This is a genomic window from Modicisalibacter luteus DSM 23508 (genome assembly GCF_000378505.1).
GTDB lineage: Bacteria > Pseudomonadota > Gammaproteobacteria > Pseudomonadales > Halomonadaceae > Modicisalibacter > Modicisalibacter luteus.
On the sequence record NZ_KB899999.1, the window covers coordinates 1 to 15,081 of the forward strand.

Consider the following 15,081-nt stretch of genomic DNA (forward strand, 5'->3'; position numbering starts at 1 on the left):
GTATTCTACCGATCCGGGCCGCGCTGTCAAGCCGCTGTTTTCGCCGCTGGCCGGCATCTCGAAAGATTCTGGCCGAACCGAAGCACCTGAATCCGTGTCTTCGACCCTGTCGGGCGAACCCCGATCCGTGGCGGTGCATTCTACCGAATGCGGCGTGTCTGTCAATTGTCCTTTCTCAGCGAGCCGAGAAAAACCCCAACAGAAACAGCGCCTTGCGCCACCTTCACCGCCAACCACGTATGCCCGTCGTTGGCAGCGGATGCGTACTTTACGGATCTCGGGCACAGCATGCAAGCACTTTTTCGCGTCTCGATTAATGCCCGGAACCATCGTCGGGAAGTGCACCAAGTTGCTTTAATGCCAAGGACAATTGTGTCAGCCCTCGCACCTGTCGCGCTTGCATGCCCAGCTCGCGAGCAGCCTCTACACACTCGGGATTGTCATCAAAAAAGATGAAGTCCTCGATGGGTTGATCCAGGTGCTTGGATACGGTCTGGTACGCAGCGGCATCAGGCTTGCGCTGCCCTAACTCATGCGACACGAATAACGCTTCAAAGGGGCGGGCCAGCCCATAGTCATCAATCAGGCGCTGCCAATGAAGGGGATTGCTGTTACTCAACACGGCACGCCGATACTCGGGACGTATCCTCCCGATCATATCCAGCGCCCCTGGATACGGCCCTCGCATCCAACTGTTGAACGTATCCAGGAAGGCTTGCGGCGTCATGTCCAGCCCGAGCTCGTCAATGGCTGCGCATGCAAATTCCCGCCCATCAGCCCGACCGGTCTCGAATGGCTTGAGAAGCTCGAACTCCATCCAGAATCGTCTCGACTGCTCTTCGCTGAGTCGCCCCTCGGTCAGCTCGACAAGCCCAGCAGTCCCCACCCAGTCGACCAGCACACCACCAGCATCAAAGAGCAATACTTTATTGCGTGGCATATTCCCTTCCCGGCTCAGTGACGAATCAGTACGACCAACTCCCGCGGTCCGTGGACACCGTAGGCCAAGGTCTGTTCGATGTCTGCAGTCTTGCTAGGCCCTGAGATCAACAAGGCATTGGTCGGCATCTGCCCCGCCCAGCCGTGACGCTCAACGACATCAAAAAAGGTGTCCTCTATTGCTTCGGCATCGAGCACGGCGATATGTAGTGGCGGCACCAGGCTTAGCCGACGCGGCTCATCCGGCGTAGGCCAGAGCCATAGACTACCGGTTTCGGCAATACCGCCCCGGGTCGAAGTCAGCCCGGCATCCAGAGACTCGAATTGCTCACGTGACCATGTTTCGATATCGCGACCGGCATCGACAAGCTCGATTCCTGTCGCCTGCAGCGCGGCACGCGCCTCGCTGGCCACAGGATGATCACGCCCCAGCCCCAGTCGCGTCACGCCCTTGGTCTGCAGCATTTCGCGCAGCGCGACGACCCATTCATCTGTAGAGGCATGAATTACTTCTCCATGCACGGAGCTGATCCTGGCCTCGAAACGCTGTAGCCGTTCCTCCTGCGACCAGCCTCTTCCGGTCACGACGGAAAAATCGGCTTCTGGTATCGGCAGGGTCCCGTCGGCTCGCTCACGCAAGCGGCGCAAAATAGATTCACGAGCACTCACTTTTCATCCTCCCGCTCCAGCTTGCGACGATGCTGCTTAACCATCGCATGCAGTGAAGTGGCGGCCGGCTTGGGAGCTGTACGGTAATCGGTCCACGGCCCCAAGCGAGACGGCGACAGGAAACGAAACTTGCCGGCCACCCCGGCACCCGCCCGCCAGGCGCCGGGGTGCGTTGCCAGCCACTGCCAGCCTTTCCAGGCCAACACTTCCTTACGGTCGCGTTTGACGCCGGCACCTTCCACATTGCCACGACCTTCACCAACAGCTTCCTTGCGCAGACGTACCAGCAGGTCGGGAATGGGAATCTTGACCGGACAAACCTCGCCACAGGCGCCGCACAAGCTGGAGGCACTAGGCAGGTCCTTGGTCGCTTCCAGCCCCATCAGGTGCGGCATGAGAATGCTGCCGATCGGCCCGGGATACGTCGTGCCATAGGTGTGACCACCGACACGGGTATAGACCGGGCAATGGTTCATGCACGCACCGCAGCGGATACAGCGCAGCGTATCGAGCAGCTCGTTGTCCTGATAGATGCTGGAACGACCGTTGTCGACCAGCACCAGATGGACCTCTTCGGGGCCGTCGCGCTCGCCGGGCTTGCGCGGCCCGGAAATCATATTGAAGTAAGTGGTGACATGCTGCCCTGTCGCCGAACGGGTCAGCAACGCATAGAGCGGCGGTACATCACGCAGGTGTTCGACCACCTTCTCGATGCCGGTCACGGCAATATGTACCGGCGGCACCGTCGTGGTCATGCGACCGTTGCCCTCGTTCTCGACCAGGCAGAGCGTACCGGTCTCGGCCACGGCGAAATTGACGCCGGAGATCCCCACATCGGCAGCCATGAAGCGTTCACGCAATTGCGCCCGCGCTGCCGCAGTAAGATAGTCGACATCGATGGTGCGCTCGGTTCCCGTCCGATCATGCATGACATCGGAAATCTCCTCGGTATTGAGGTGAATCGCCGGCATGATGATATGCGACGGTGTCTGCTCGTTGAGCTGCACCAGGTATTCGCCGAGGTCCGACTCCAGCGCCTCGATACCGGCAGCTTCCAGATGGTCATTGAGGTGCATTTCCTCGGAAACCATCGACTTGCCCTTGATGACATGCCGGGCTCCACGCGCCTCGCACAGCTCACGAATAATCCGGCATGCCTGTTCACCATCTTCAGCCCAGTGCACACGAATGCCGTTGGCTTGGCAATTGGCCTCCAACTGCTCGAGAAGGTCCGGCAGCTTAGCCAGCGCGCGCAGCCGGATATTGGCCCCCAGGTCGCGAAGGGTTTCGATATCCCAGTCACCGAAAGCGTCACGACGCTTGGCCATCAGGCCGTCCATGGCCCGCCGGAAATTACTTCGGATCTGGGGGTTGCCCAGCGCATCATGCGCCTGGCGATGAAAGGCCTGCGGCGTGAATGTCTGTACGTTCATGAAGTCCGCCTCCAGAGGTAGCTGGCGATGTGCTCGCCACCAACCTGTCCTTCCTGACCATCCTGCCGCTTGCGCTCGAACCGGCCGCCGATATTCATCAGGCAACCGCAATCCGAGGTCACGAAGTGCTCCGCGCCGGCAGACTCAATGGCTTGGGTCTTGTCTTCGACCATAGCGGCGGAAACTTCCGGGTGGCGCACAGCAAAGGTCCCCCCGAAACCGCAACATTCACTCGCCCGTACCTGTTCGACCAAGGTGACATTGGTGAGCTGACTCAGCAGCCCCGGCCCCGTCTCAGCCAACCCCATCTCGCGGCGTGCGCTGCACGAGGTATGCATCGCCACCCGCTGCGGCTGCCCCTTGTCTTCCAGGCGCACATGGCAGACGTGTACGAGAAATTCGGTGAGTTCGAAGATCCGCCCCGCCACCTCCTCGGCCTGACTCGACCGACTGGAGCCTGCGAAGAGTTGCGGATAATGGGTCCGCATCATGCCGCCACACGACCCCGAGGGAACAATGATCGGCCAAGGCTCGGGAAACAGGTCGAGCTGGGCCTCGGCCACGGCTCGCGCCTCGTCATGGTAACCCGACGTGTAGGCAGGCTGGCCACAGCAGGTCTGATCGTCAGGAAACAGTACTTCGATGCCTTCTCGCTCGAGCAGGCGAATCCCGTCGAGCCCCGCCTGGGGATAAAACATGTCGATCAGACAGGTGCCGAAGAAATACACCTTGTCCGGTTTCGGAGGGTACAGCTTGATTGGCGTCATATCGGATCTCCTCGAACCGGTAGCAGAGGGACTGCCAACCGGGCGCAGCATTCTATTAGTTGTGATCGCTGCGGCGAATTGGTTTTACCAATTTACCAAAACTATGAAGGCACCTTAGAGGCAGACAATAATAGCCGTCAAACTCAAACGCCCTGTTCGTGCTAGAAAATTACATGAACTTTGGTATAAGCAACCAGTGACACGTAAGTATATATTTATAACATCAACAAAAAACACTCAGCCCGAGGATTCGTCAGGTACGGTAAAAGCGGTTAGTATTGGTAATACCAATTTGGCGTTAGCAGCCCTGACGCGACTTTGTCACAATCGGTGAGCCATAGTTATTCCCACCATTTCACCCCTAGTACCACGAGAACAGCGCATGGTCTATCAGCCGGTTCGCCAGCCGCGCATTGCAGATGTCATCACCGATCGTCTCGAGGCCATGATCCTTGAAGGCAGCCTGGCTCCGGGACAGCGCTTGCCGCCGGAACGGGAACTGGCCGAGCGCTTCGGCGTATCGCGCCCTTCGCTACGCGAGGCGATCCAGAAATTATCGGCCCGAGGCCTGCTGACCAGCCGTCAGGGCGGTGGCACATTCGTCAGCGAGGAACTCAAGAGCGGCTATAGCGACCCCTTGTTGGAAATGTTGTCCCGACATGGCGAATTTCATCTGGACCTGCTGGAGTTCCGCGATGCCCTTGAAGGCATTTCTGCCTACTATGCCGCGCTGCGTTCGTCCCCGGCGGACAAGGAACTGTTAATTCGACGCTACGAAGAATTGGCCGCTTCCTATGCCGAACCCTCCCTGCAGGATGACCCGCACCGTGAAGCCAAGGCCGATGCCGCCTTTCATCTTGCGATCGCCGAGGCCGGACATAACGTGCTGTTGCTACATACGATTCGCGGCATCTTTCACTTGCTGGAAAAAAGCATCGTCTCCAGCCTGGCGCACCTCTTCGAACGCCCCGGTGCCCGTGAGCAGCTAATGATCCAGCACCGGGCCCTGCTCGACGCCATCCTCGAAGGGCGGGCCGAGGACGCCCGCTCGCGTGCCCATGAACATCTGGTTTTCGTAGAAGAAGGTCTTCTCGAACTGGAGCGCGCCGAGACCCGGGCACAACGCGCGCTGCGCCGCGCCCAGGCGCTGCCCGAGCGTCCCGAGTAGCGGGGTTCGTCATGCAAACGACTCGCCTTCCACGCCGCTGGCGCCACTTGCTCCTGCTGCTCATCTTGCTGGGCCTGCTGTTGAGCGCTTGGCAGGCGGCCTTGCTGGCACGCGAGAAAGCGCTGGAATCACTGCATACCGAAGCCACCAACGAACTTCGCCTGGCCGCTGCCGGTATATCCTCTTATCTGTCCCGTCATGATTACCTGCCGCGCCTGCTGGCCAGCCGAGAAACGGTCAAGCGCGCCCTGGCCAGCCCTGACAACCCGCTGGCAGTCAGGCGCCTAAATCACATACTCGATGAGTTTCGGGCGATAACCGACGTCTCGGATATCTATCTACTCGACCGAAGCGGCACCACCCTGGCAGCCAGCAATTGGCATCTCCCGCACAGCTTCGTGGGGCAGAATTACAGCTATCGCCCCTACTTTCAGGATGCCATGCAGGGCCAGAGAGGGCGCTTCTACGGCCTGGGCACGCAGTCCGGCGAGCGCGGCTACTATTTTTCCGCCCCGGTCCAGCTCGACGCCAACAGCCAACGTGTCGATGGCGTGGTGGTCGTCAAGGTGCGCATAGCCCCACTGGAAGGCAACTGGAGCAGCCAGAGCGGCGAACTGCTGGTCAGTGATGAAAACGGTATTATCTTCATGGCCAGCCAACCCGATTTACGTCTGTCCAGCCTGGCCCCACTGGACAGCGCCGTACGACGCCGGCTTCAGCAAACACGTCGCTATGACGGCGTTCCTCTGGATACAGTCTCGCTTGTACCCTTCGATCATCGGGCCGACGGCTCCCGCCTCGTCCGCTTCGAACAGGGCCCACTCAGCAACGCGGCATATCTCGCCCGGTCTCGCGAGTTGCCCTCATTGAGATGGACGGTACACATGCTCAAGCCGTTAACCTCCCTGGAGAGTGCCCAGTGGCAAGCCGGCATGCTCGCCGCCGGCCTGTATGGCGTGGTAGTGCTGGCTGGCGGCATCGGCTGGCAACGCTGGCGATTGCGCCGTGAACGCGAGCTGTTCACGGAGCGGGAGCGCCAGACCTTGGCAGAAGGTCAGGCCCGTGTCCGCGGGATTATCGACCGGACTCGGGCCGGTCTGCTGGTCCTCGACGATCGAGCATCTCTGGCCTACCTCAACCCTACTGCGCAAGCGATCTTCGGCCACACCCCCGCCAATGTGGAAGGCCGCCTGCTGACCGAGCTGTTATCCCCAGCCGATGCCCGGCGCGTCCTGGCCCTGCGCCAGCCTCAACCCTCCTCAGCCGTTGAAGTCCTGGCAGTACGCCCCGGCGGCGGCCTCGTGCCTCTCGAGCTGACCATCAGTCCACTGATCAGCCCACATGGCGAGCGCTGGCTGGCGACGGTCTTCGACATCAGCGAACGCAAGACGCAGGAACAGGCGCTGGCCCGTGCGCGTGACCAACTGGAGCAGCGCGTCGAGGAACGTACCCGCGACCTGCTCGACTCCAACCGGCGACTGTCAGGCGAGATCGATGAGCGCCGCCGTGCCGAGGCCGAGTTGCGCCAGGCCCAGGACGAACTGATCCAGGCCGCCAAGCTCGCCGTTCTAGGGCAGATGGCCGCCGGCATCAACCACGAGCTCAACCAGCCATTGGCGGCCATACGCGCCTACGCCGAAAACGCCCGTGTCTTTCTCGATCGCGGGCGCACCGAGGCCGCCAGCGGCAACCTTGCCCAGATCGTCGAACTGACCGCCCGCATGGCCGAGATCAGTGCGCAGTTGAAACAATTTTCGCGCAAAAGCGGCGACAGCCTGACTGCCGTATCGGCCCAGGCCAGCTTCGGTTACGCCCTTCGCCTGTACCGCTCGCGCCTGACCGATGCCTGCGTAGCGGTAACCCAGGATTGGCCCATGGAAGATATCTGGGTGCATGCCGATCTGGTGCGCCTGGAGCAAGTCCTCGTCAACCTGATCGGCAATGCCCTGCAGGCCATGAGCGAGACATCATCGCCACGCCTCGACCTATCGATCGTTCAGGAAAATGGCTGGGTACGGCTCGGCGTTCGCGATCACGGCCCCGGCATCGCCGAGGAGCACCTTGGGCGGGTCTTCGAACCCTTCTTCACCACCAAGGCCACCGGAAAGGGATTGGGACTCGGCCTGTCCATCTCGGCCCGTATCGTCGATGATCTCGGCGGGCATCTCGAAGCGACCAACGCTGCTGATGGTGGCGCACTGTTCAGCGTGACGTTACGCGCCAGTACTCCGGCCTCCCCCGCTGCCGAAACCAGCCTGCCTTCCGCCGACGCCTTATCACTGCGCGAGGAGAATCGCCATGCATGAACCGGCCGATACCCCAGTCCTTATCGTTGATGACGAGGAACACCTGCGCATCACCGCCAGCCAGACCCTGGAACTGGCCGGGTATCGACCGGAGGCGCTGAGCAGCGCCGAAGCGGCACTCGACGCCCTGAGTCCCGATTACCCCGGCGTGCTGATCACCGACATCCGCATGCCGGGCATGGACGGCATGGCCCTGCTGCGCGAGGTCCACCGCCGCGATCCCGACCTGCCGGTGATCCTGATCACCGGACACGGTGATATTTCCACTGCCGTCGCGGCCATGCGCGAGGGGGCCTGGGATTTTCTCGAGAAACCGTTTGCTGGCGAGCAATTAACCGACGTGGTGCGCCGAGCCACCGAGAAGCGACATCTGAGCCTGGAGAACCGGCACCTGAAAGCCGAGCTCGACGCCCAGCGCGCCGCGCCGGGGCCTCGCATCGTCGGCCGTACATCGGCGATACAACACCTCAGCGACATGCTCCAGCGGATCAGCCAGGTCGAAGCCGACGTGCTGTTGTTCGGCGAAACCGGCGTGGGAAAGGACCTGGTCGCACGCTCGTTGCATGAGCGCAGCTCGCGTAGTGGCCAGCCGTTCGTGGCCATCAATTGCGGTGCCGTACCTGAGAGCATCATCGAGTCGGAACTGTTCGGGCACGAGAAAGGGGCTTTCACCGGTGCCGTAGAACGCCGCATCGGCAAGTTCGAGCACGCCAACGGCGGCAGCGTGTTCCTCGACGAAATCGAGTCGATGCCGCTGGCGCTTCAGGTCAAGCTGCTGCGTGTATTGCAGGAACGCACCGTCGAGCGCCTGGGAGCCAACGAGCCGATCCCGCTCGATATCCGTGTGATCGCTGCCACCAAGACCGACCTCAAGGCGGCTGCCGAGAACGGTAAGTTCCGCGAGGACCTTTATTACCGGCTCAATGTGGTGACCTTGCCGATCCCGCCACTGCGTGAACGTCGCGAAGATATTCCGCTGTTGTTCCAGCACTTCGCCGTGGTCGCCGCCAACCGCAGCAGTCTCGAGGCCCCACCGCTCAATGCCGCCGACGTATCGGTGCTGATGGCCCACGACTGGCCCGGAAACGTGCGTGAACTACGTAATCTCGCCGAGCGCTTCGTGCTCCTCGGCGCCGCCTACGATTACCGTCTCGACCAGCTGCTCGAGGGTGTCGATATCGGTACCAACGACATGGCCCTACCTCAACAGGTGGAGCTGTTCGAGAAAAGCCTGATCAGCCAGTCGCTGGCCAACCATCATGGGCGCATCACTGCCGTCTGTGAGCATCTCGGCCTGCCGCGCAAGACGCTCTACGACAAGCTCCGCAAGTATGGCCTCAAGGCCGAGGATTATCGCCACAACCGAGAGCCCTGAGCCAGCAGGTCGATCAGCACCTGCCAGGGTGGCAGCCAGGGGGCCAGCCCGGCAGCCAGCATCAGCATGACGACCGAGTTGCCTGGCTCGCGATAATCGAACAGCTTGAACGCCGTGCCGAAGGAACGTTTCAGCCGCGAGCCGACCAGATCGACGCTGTACATCTCGTCGAGCAGCAGGTGAATCAGCGTGCCGATGATCAGGGCAATGCCATGCGCCCAGGCCATCCAGGCGTTCTGCTGCAAGAGCTGGTAGCTTACGGCAGACGTCGCCAGCCCACACAGCATCGCGGCGAGCAACGAGTGCCAGATTCCGCGATGTACGGTAAATCGCTTGAAGACCGAACCGAAAACGTAGCGCACACCCACGTAGAGCCCACCGCAGGCAACGACCAGCGCCCCGGGGCTCAGGCGATCCTGCAGCATCAGGGCGCCGCCAACCACGGCAAGTACGGCGAACAGCGTGAAGATCAGGCGAATGGATCGGGAATGATCGGAGTCGATGTCGGGAAGAATGCCGCCGAAGGCCGTCAGTGCGGCCAATGGCCCGGCATCGGCCGCCGGCCAAAGGGCAGCATGCCAGCCACTGACGGCAAGCAGCGCGCCACCCGCCACGGCGACGCTGAGGTGAGTCTGGAAATTGGCCATGCTGCGCTCACGGTTACTGTATGCAAATCCAGATTATCGCGCAGCATCGCCCCAGAAAACAAACGCTTGAAGTGAAGAATCACTTATCCTGGCTGTCAGCCAGATATTGATCCTTGAGCTTGACGTAATTACCCGCCGTATAAGTGAAGAAGGCGCGCTCATTATCCTTGAGCGCGCGCAGCGGCTTGGCCGGGTTGCCGGCGTAGACGTGGCCGCTCTCCAGAGTCTTGCCCGGCGTGACCACGGCACCCGCAGCGATGATCACCTCGTCCTCGACCACCACGCCATCCATCACGGTCGCGCCCATGCCGACCAGCACCCGGTTGCCGATGGTACAGCCATGCAACAGGGCCTTGTGACCGATGGTCACGTCGTTTCCGATGGTGAGCGGATGGCCGCCAGGATTGAAGTCGCTGGCGTGGGTGATATGCAGCACGCTGCCATCCTGAACACTGACCCGGTCACCGATGCGGATCCGATGCATGTCGCCCCGGATGACCGCCATCGGCCACACCGAACAATCGGCACCCATCACTACATCACCAAGTACCACGCTGCTCGGATCGACGAAGGCCCGCTCCCCCAGCCGTGGTGTCAACCCTTGGAAGGTCCGGATCGTCATGCTTCTCTCCTCATTATCTGCCACTACTACCACAGCCCGGATACCAGCACGATCACGACCAGCGGGATCGAAACGAAACGTACAGTGGCCTGCCAGACACGAAAGCCGCGCGGACCGGCATCCAGAGCGCGCACCACTGTATCGCGAGGCATGACCCAGGCGGCAAAAATGGCGATCAGTAATCCACCCACCGGCAGAAAGACATCGGTAGGCACGGTAGTCACCAGGTCGAAGAAGGTCATCTCGCCGAGCCAGTGAACATCGGCCATGGCCGAGAACGACAACACCGATAGCATGCCCACCGCCCAAACGGCGACCCCGACCAGCGCCGTGGCCCGACCACGGCGCAGGCCGGCACCCTGTAGCGTAGCCACGATCGGCTCGGCCAGGTTGATCGAGGATGTCCAGGTCGCCAGCAACAATAGCAGGAAGAAGATCGCCAGCCACCAGGCCCCACCCGGCAGCTCGGCAAAGGCAATGGGCAACGTGACGAACATCAGTCCCGGCCCCTCGCCCGGATCCATGCCTTGGGAGAAGACCACTGAAAAGATCGCGATGCCGGCCAGCAGCGCCACAGTGACATCGAGCACAGCTACCGCCGCGACGGCCTTGGGAAGGCTCTGGTGATCCGGCATGTACGCGCCATAGGCCATCAATGCGCAGGCACCGACTGCCAGTGTGAAGAAAGCATGGCCCATGGCATTGAGCACTACCGATACGCTAATGGCCGACGGGTTGGGCGTGAACAGCCAGGCCGCAGCGGCCCCGAAGCCATCGGTGGTAACCGCATAGCCGGCCAGTACCAGCAGCAACAGGTAAAGCAGCGGCATCAGAAAATTGTTGAGCTTCTCGAGACCACTGGACACGCCCGCCGCCACGACCGACAGAGTCAGCAGCAGAAACAGCGTATGATTGAAGGTCATACGCAAGGGGTCGGCCAGAAAGGCATTGAAGCTGGCACCGATCTCGTCAGGCGTGAGACCCACAAAGTTGCCGTTGACCGATTCGATGAGGTACTCGATCGACCAGCCCGACACCACGGAATAGAACGACAGGATCAGAAAGACCGTCATGACACCAAACAGCCCCAGCCAACGCCAGTGCGGTGTCGCCCCGGCCTGGCGGGCCAGATGAGTCAGCGCCAGCATCGGGCTGCGGCGCCCAGCCCGACCGATCAGGATCTCGGCCATCATTACCGGCAGGCCCAGCAGCAGCACGAAAGCGACATACAACAGCAAGAACGCCGAACCGCCGTTCTCTCCGGTCATGTAGGGGAAGCGCCAGATGTTCCCCAGCCCCACGGCGGCGCCAGTTACCGCCAGTATGAATGCGCGCCGGGAACTCCAGCGCTCCAATGTCTCGCTCATTGCCCTGCCTTTTTCGGTGATGGGCGGCACGCCGCCGCGTGCCGAAGGCGCAAGACTATCAGGCGAGCCGCCCGACACAATAGCAGCGGCGCCAACGCTGGCGGCGACGTTCACGCTGACGCCATACTGACGACATTGAAACCCATCTGCCGCGCCCGCATCTAATGCAACAGTCCTCACGCACACGACAAGGAAATCCACCGTCATGTCCAACAACCCGCTGCTTGAGCGTCATACGTTACCGCCGTTCGGTGCCATCCAGCCCGATCACGTGGTGCCGGCCATCGAGCAGATTCTCGACGAGAACCGCGCGGCTATCGACAAGCTGGCCGAGAAGGCCGCCCAGGAGCCCCCTACCTGGGAGAGCCTGGCGGCCCCACTGGAAGAACTCAACGACCGCTTGTCACAGGCATGGTCGCCGGTCTCGCACCTCAACGGCACCATGAACACGCCGGCCTTGCGCGAGGCGTATCAGACCTGTCTGGCCAAGCTGTCCGAATACGGTACCTGGTTGGGCCAGCACGAAGGGCTGTTCCGTGCCTATCAGACACTCAAGGATTCACCGGCCTATAATGCCCTCGACCAGGCGCAGCGCCGCAGCGTCGACAATACCCTGCGCGACTTCCGGCTGGCCGGTGTCGACCTGCCCGAAGACAAGAAGCGCCGCTATGGCGAGATCCAGGCCCGCCTGTCATCACTGTCCAACAGTTTCTCCAACAACGTGCTCGATGCGACTCAGGCCTGGCACAAGGATGTCACGGATGCTGCCGCTCTCGATGGCCTGCCCGAGAGTGCCATGGAGACACTCAAGGCCAATGCCGAGGCCAAGGATGTCGAAGGCTACCGCATCACACTGGACTTCCCCAGCTTCTACCCGGTGGTAACCTTCGCGCACGACCGTGAACTGCGTCGCGAGGTTTATACCGCCTTCGTCACTCGTGCCTCGGACCAGGGCCCCAACGGCGGCGAGTTCGACAACGCCACCAATATCGAGGAGATCCTCGCCCTGCGCCACGAGCTGGCTCAGATGCTGGGCTTCGCGACCTACGCGGACTTTTCTCTGGCCACCAAGATGGCCGAATCGCCCAGCCAGGTACTCGACTTCCTTACCGACCTGGCCAAGCGTGCCCATCCGCAGGCGCAGGAGGAATTCAACGAACTTGAAGCCTTCGCCAAGGAGACGCTGGGGCTCGAGGATCTCAAGCCCTGGGACATGGGCTACGCCAGCGAGAAACTGCGCGAGTCGCGTTATGCGATCTCCCAGGAGCAGCTACGTCCCTACTTCCCGGCGCCGCGCGTCATCGACGGGTTGTTCAGCGTCACGCAGCGCCTCTACGGCGTGAAATTCGTCGAGGACGAGGAGGCGCCACGCTATCACCCCGATGTTCGTTACTACGAAATCCGCGAAAGCGACATTCCCATCGCCGGCTTCTATCTCGACCTGTATGCCCGCGAGGGCAAGCGTGGCGGGGCCTGGATGGATGAGTGCCGTGTGCGCCGCCAGCGTGCGGATGGCAGCCTGCAGCTGCCGGTCGCCTACCTGACCTGCAATTTCACCCGTCCGGTAGGCGGCAAACCGGCTCTGCTGACCCACGATGAGGTCACTACGCTGTTCCATGAGTTCGGGCATGGCCTGCACCACATGCTGACCCAACAGAGCGTGGCCGATATCTCTGGCATCAACGGTGTCGCCTGGGATGCCGTGGAGCTGCCCAGCCAGTTCATGGAAAACTTCTGCTGGGAGCGCGAAGGCCTCGACCTGATTGCCGCCCATGTCGAGACCGGCGAGCGCCTGCCCGACGAGATGCTCGATAAACTGCAGGCTGCCAAGAACTTCCAATCGGCCATGGGCATGCTGCGCCAGATCGAGTTCTCGCTGTTCGATTTCCGCTTGCATCACGAGCTCGTCGCGCCCAAGACCAGCGATGTCCAGTCCCTGCTCGACGAGGTTCGCGACCAATGGTCCGTGGTGCCACGGGTGGATTTCAACCGCTTCCAGAACAGCTTCAGCCATATCTTCGCCGGCGGCTACGCAGCGGGTTACTACAGCTACAAGTGGGCGGAGGTGTTATCTGCCGACGCCTATAGCGCCTTCGAGGAGGCCGGCGTGTTCGATGCCGATACCGGTATTCGCTTCCGCCGAGAAATTCTCGAGCAGGGCGGTGCACGTGACGCGGCAGAACTGTTCCGTGCGTTCCGTGGCCGCGACCCGAGCGTCGAGCCCCTGCTCCGCCACAGCGGCATTCGTGCCGCCTGACAGGAGAACCGATGTCTATACCCAAACGTTTCATTGCCGGCGCCGTGTGCCCGCGCTGCGCTGCCATGGACAGGCTGCGTGCCTGGGAGCAGAACGGGATTCGCTATCGCGACTGCGTGGCCTGCGACTTTTTCGAGCAACTGCCGATCGATGAAGAGGCCGCCCCCGAGCTGACCACTCGGGTCAACCAGCCCCGCGAGTCACAACGCGACAACGAAGTCCAGACCGTGCGCATCCTTGATCCCAAGAAATAAGCGACGATTGGCTATCAGTACACGACGCCCCGCATAGCGGGGCGTTTTTATGTGCGGATTTCCGCACGCCATGCCTGGGAAATTGTGCGGACATCCAGACATTCACCTTCGCGCCCTTTTCGACCTTTGTCGCATAGAGGCAACGCTAAATAGTTGAAACGCATGGGTAATATAAAAAGAGGAACGCGACTTGCGCTGACTTATGGACCAACCTTCATTCACCCAATGATAACGAACCAAGAGGGAATCGCATGTCAGCCAATACTCGTCTCCCACTGTCGCGTATCGCCACGACCCTGGCCTCCGGCGCCTGTCTCGGCGGCCTACTGGTGGCAACCGCTGCGCAGGCCGACCGCTCGGAGTGGCCCGAAAGCTTCACCGTCGGCACAGCAAGCCAAGGCGGCACCTACTTCGTGTACGGCTCTGGCTGGGCCAACATGGTCGCCGATGAGCTGGGGATTTCCGGTGGCGGTGAGGTCACCGGCGGACCGACCCAGAACCTGGCCCTGGTCCATAGCGGCGATGTCGCCTTCGGCCTGACCACCATGGGGCCGGCGAAAGATGCCATGAACGGCGAAAGCCCACTGGCACCGGGGGTGGTGATGGACAACGTCTGCGCCATGTTCCCCATGTACGAGACTCCCTTCTCCATCACCGCGCTGAGCGATTCGGGTATCACGTCGATCTCGGAAATTCCCGATGGTGCCAGCATCGGCTTCGGTCCGGCCGGATCCACCTCTGACACCTACTTCCCCGCCATCCTCGAGGAGCTGGGTGTCAACTTCGAGCGCCGCAACGGGGGCTGGGGAGACCTGGGTGGTCAGCTTCAGGATGGTCTGATCGACGTCATCGCCTTTGCTGCGGGGATCCCGATCCCGGCCGTCAGCCAGCTCGAGGTGCAGACGGACGTCAATATCCTCGAGTTTACCGAGGAAGAGCAGCAAAAGATTGTCGAGGCCTTCCCGGTCTCCGCTTTCAGCATCCCGGCCAACACCTACACCACACTCCAGGACGACGCTCGCGCGGTGTCCATGTGGAACTTCGCGATCGCCGGTTGCGACCTGCCGGAAGACATGGTCTACGAAGCCACGCGCCTCACTATGGAGAACAACGACCGTATGCGTGAGATCCACCGCAGCGCAGCGGCCTCAGTTCCCGAGAACGTGGACAAGAACCAAGTCATTCCTTTCCACCCGGGCGCTGCTCGCTGGTACAAGGAAAACGGCTATGAGATCGATGAGTCGCTGATCAAGTAAGCCAACACTGTCCTGAACGGG

Annotated in this window: 13 protein-coding genes; 6 read left to right on the forward strand and 7 right to left on the reverse strand. The window is 61.4% G+C overall.

The features are described 5' to 3' along the window. Positions 1–313: 313 nt before the first annotated feature. The 4 genes from F568_RS0115740 to F568_RS0115755 are packed head-to-tail and all read right to left on the reverse strand — an operon-like array spanning position 314 to position 3,808. Positions 314–940 carry an HAD family hydrolase gene (locus F568_RS0115740; protein ID WP_019019714.1) on the reverse strand — a complete coding sequence of 209 codons (627 nt, stop codon included), beginning with the start codon at positions 938–940 and terminating at the stop codon, positions 314–316. 14 nt (positions 941–954) lie between these two features. Next, on the reverse strand, positions 955–1,608 hold the full coding sequence (locus tag F568_RS0115745) for a LutC/YkgG family protein (protein WP_019019715.1): 654 nt from the start codon (positions 1,606–1,608) through the stop codon (positions 955–957). Then, positions 1,605–3,041, reverse strand: coding sequence for a LutB/LldF family L-lactate oxidation iron-sulfur protein (locus tag F568_RS0115750; RefSeq protein ID WP_019019716.1), 1,437 nt, complete (start codon positions 3,039–3,041; stop codon positions 1,605–1,607). The genes F568_RS0115745 and F568_RS0115750 overlap by 4 nt, the downstream gene beginning before the upstream one ends. Beyond that, positions 3,038–3,808 carry a (Fe-S)-binding protein gene (locus F568_RS0115755; RefSeq protein WP_019019717.1) on the reverse strand — a complete coding sequence of 257 codons (771 nt, stop codon included), beginning with the start codon at positions 3,806–3,808 and terminating at the stop codon, positions 3,038–3,040. The genes F568_RS0115750 and F568_RS0115755 overlap by 4 nt, the downstream gene beginning before the upstream one ends. A 382-nt stretch (positions 3,809–4,190) precedes the next feature. Here F568_RS0115755 and F568_RS0115760 point away from each other — a divergent pair, with 382 nt between their 5' ends. The 3 genes from F568_RS0115760 to F568_RS0115770 are packed head-to-tail and all read left to right on the forward strand — an operon-like array spanning position 4,191 to position 8,657. Continuing rightward, positions 4,191–4,976 carry a GntR family transcriptional regulator gene (locus tag F568_RS0115760; RefSeq protein WP_019019718.1) on the forward strand — a complete coding sequence of 262 codons (786 nt, stop codon included), beginning with the start codon at positions 4,191–4,193 and terminating at the stop codon, positions 4,974–4,976. An 11-nt stretch (positions 4,977–4,987) separates the two neighbouring features. Further along, a complete protein-coding gene (locus F568_RS23015) occupies positions 4,988–7,282 on the forward strand; it encodes a sensor histidine kinase (RefSeq protein WP_019019719.1) in 2,295 nt (764 codons plus the stop codon). Next, positions 7,275–8,657 (forward strand): sigma-54-dependent transcriptional regulator, encoded by a 1,383-nt coding sequence (locus F568_RS0115770; protein ID WP_019019720.1) that lies wholly within the window; start codon positions 7,275–7,277, stop codon positions 8,655–8,657. The genes F568_RS23015 and F568_RS0115770 overlap by 8 nt, the downstream gene beginning before the upstream one ends. On the opposite strand, the gene F568_RS0115775 is transcribed toward F568_RS0115770, so the two are convergent. The 3 genes from F568_RS0115775 to F568_RS0115785 all read right to left on the reverse strand — a co-directional run bounded on the left by F568_RS0115775 (position 8,633) and on the right by F568_RS0115785 (position 11,293). Then, positions 8,633–9,304 (reverse strand): metal-dependent hydrolase, encoded by a 672-nt coding sequence (locus tag F568_RS0115775; RefSeq protein ID WP_019019721.1) that lies wholly within the window; start codon positions 9,302–9,304, stop codon positions 8,633–8,635. The two genes, F568_RS0115770 and F568_RS0115775, sit on opposite strands and share 25 nt — an antisense overlap. A gap of 79 nt (positions 9,305–9,383) precedes the next feature. Continuing rightward, positions 9,384–9,926 (reverse strand): gamma carbonic anhydrase family protein, encoded by a 543-nt coding sequence (locus tag F568_RS0115780; RefSeq protein WP_019019722.1) that lies wholly within the window; start codon positions 9,924–9,926, stop codon positions 9,384–9,386. Between the two features lie 26 nt (positions 9,927–9,952). After that, the gene (locus tag F568_RS0115785) at positions 9,953–11,293 is read right to left on the reverse strand and encodes a sodium-dependent transporter (RefSeq protein ID WP_019019723.1); all 1,341 of its coding nucleotides are present in this window, start codon (positions 11,291–11,293) and stop codon (positions 9,953–9,955) included. Between the two features lie 205 nt (positions 11,294–11,498). On the opposite strand from F568_RS0115785, the gene prlC reads away from it, so the two are divergent. The 3 genes from prlC to F568_RS0115800 all read left to right on the forward strand — a co-directional run bounded on the left by prlC (position 11,499) and on the right by F568_RS0115800 (position 15,060). Continuing rightward, positions 11,499–13,550, forward strand: a complete 2,052-nt coding sequence (gene prlC / locus F568_RS0115790) for an oligopeptidase A (RefSeq protein WP_019019724.1) — start codon at positions 11,499–11,501, stop codon at positions 13,548–13,550. 11 nt (positions 13,551–13,561) lie between these two features. Further along, positions 13,562–13,804: a YheV family putative zinc ribbon protein gene (locus F568_RS0115795; RefSeq protein ID WP_019019725.1), complete on the forward strand. Its 243-nt coding sequence runs from the start codon at positions 13,562–13,564 to the stop codon at positions 13,802–13,804. A 251-nt stretch (positions 13,805–14,055) separates the two neighbouring features. Next, entirely contained in the window at positions 14,056–15,060 is a 1,005-nt protein-coding gene (locus F568_RS0115800) for a TAXI family TRAP transporter solute-binding subunit (protein WP_019019726.1), read from the forward strand. Positions 15,061–15,081 lie beyond the last annotated feature (21 nt).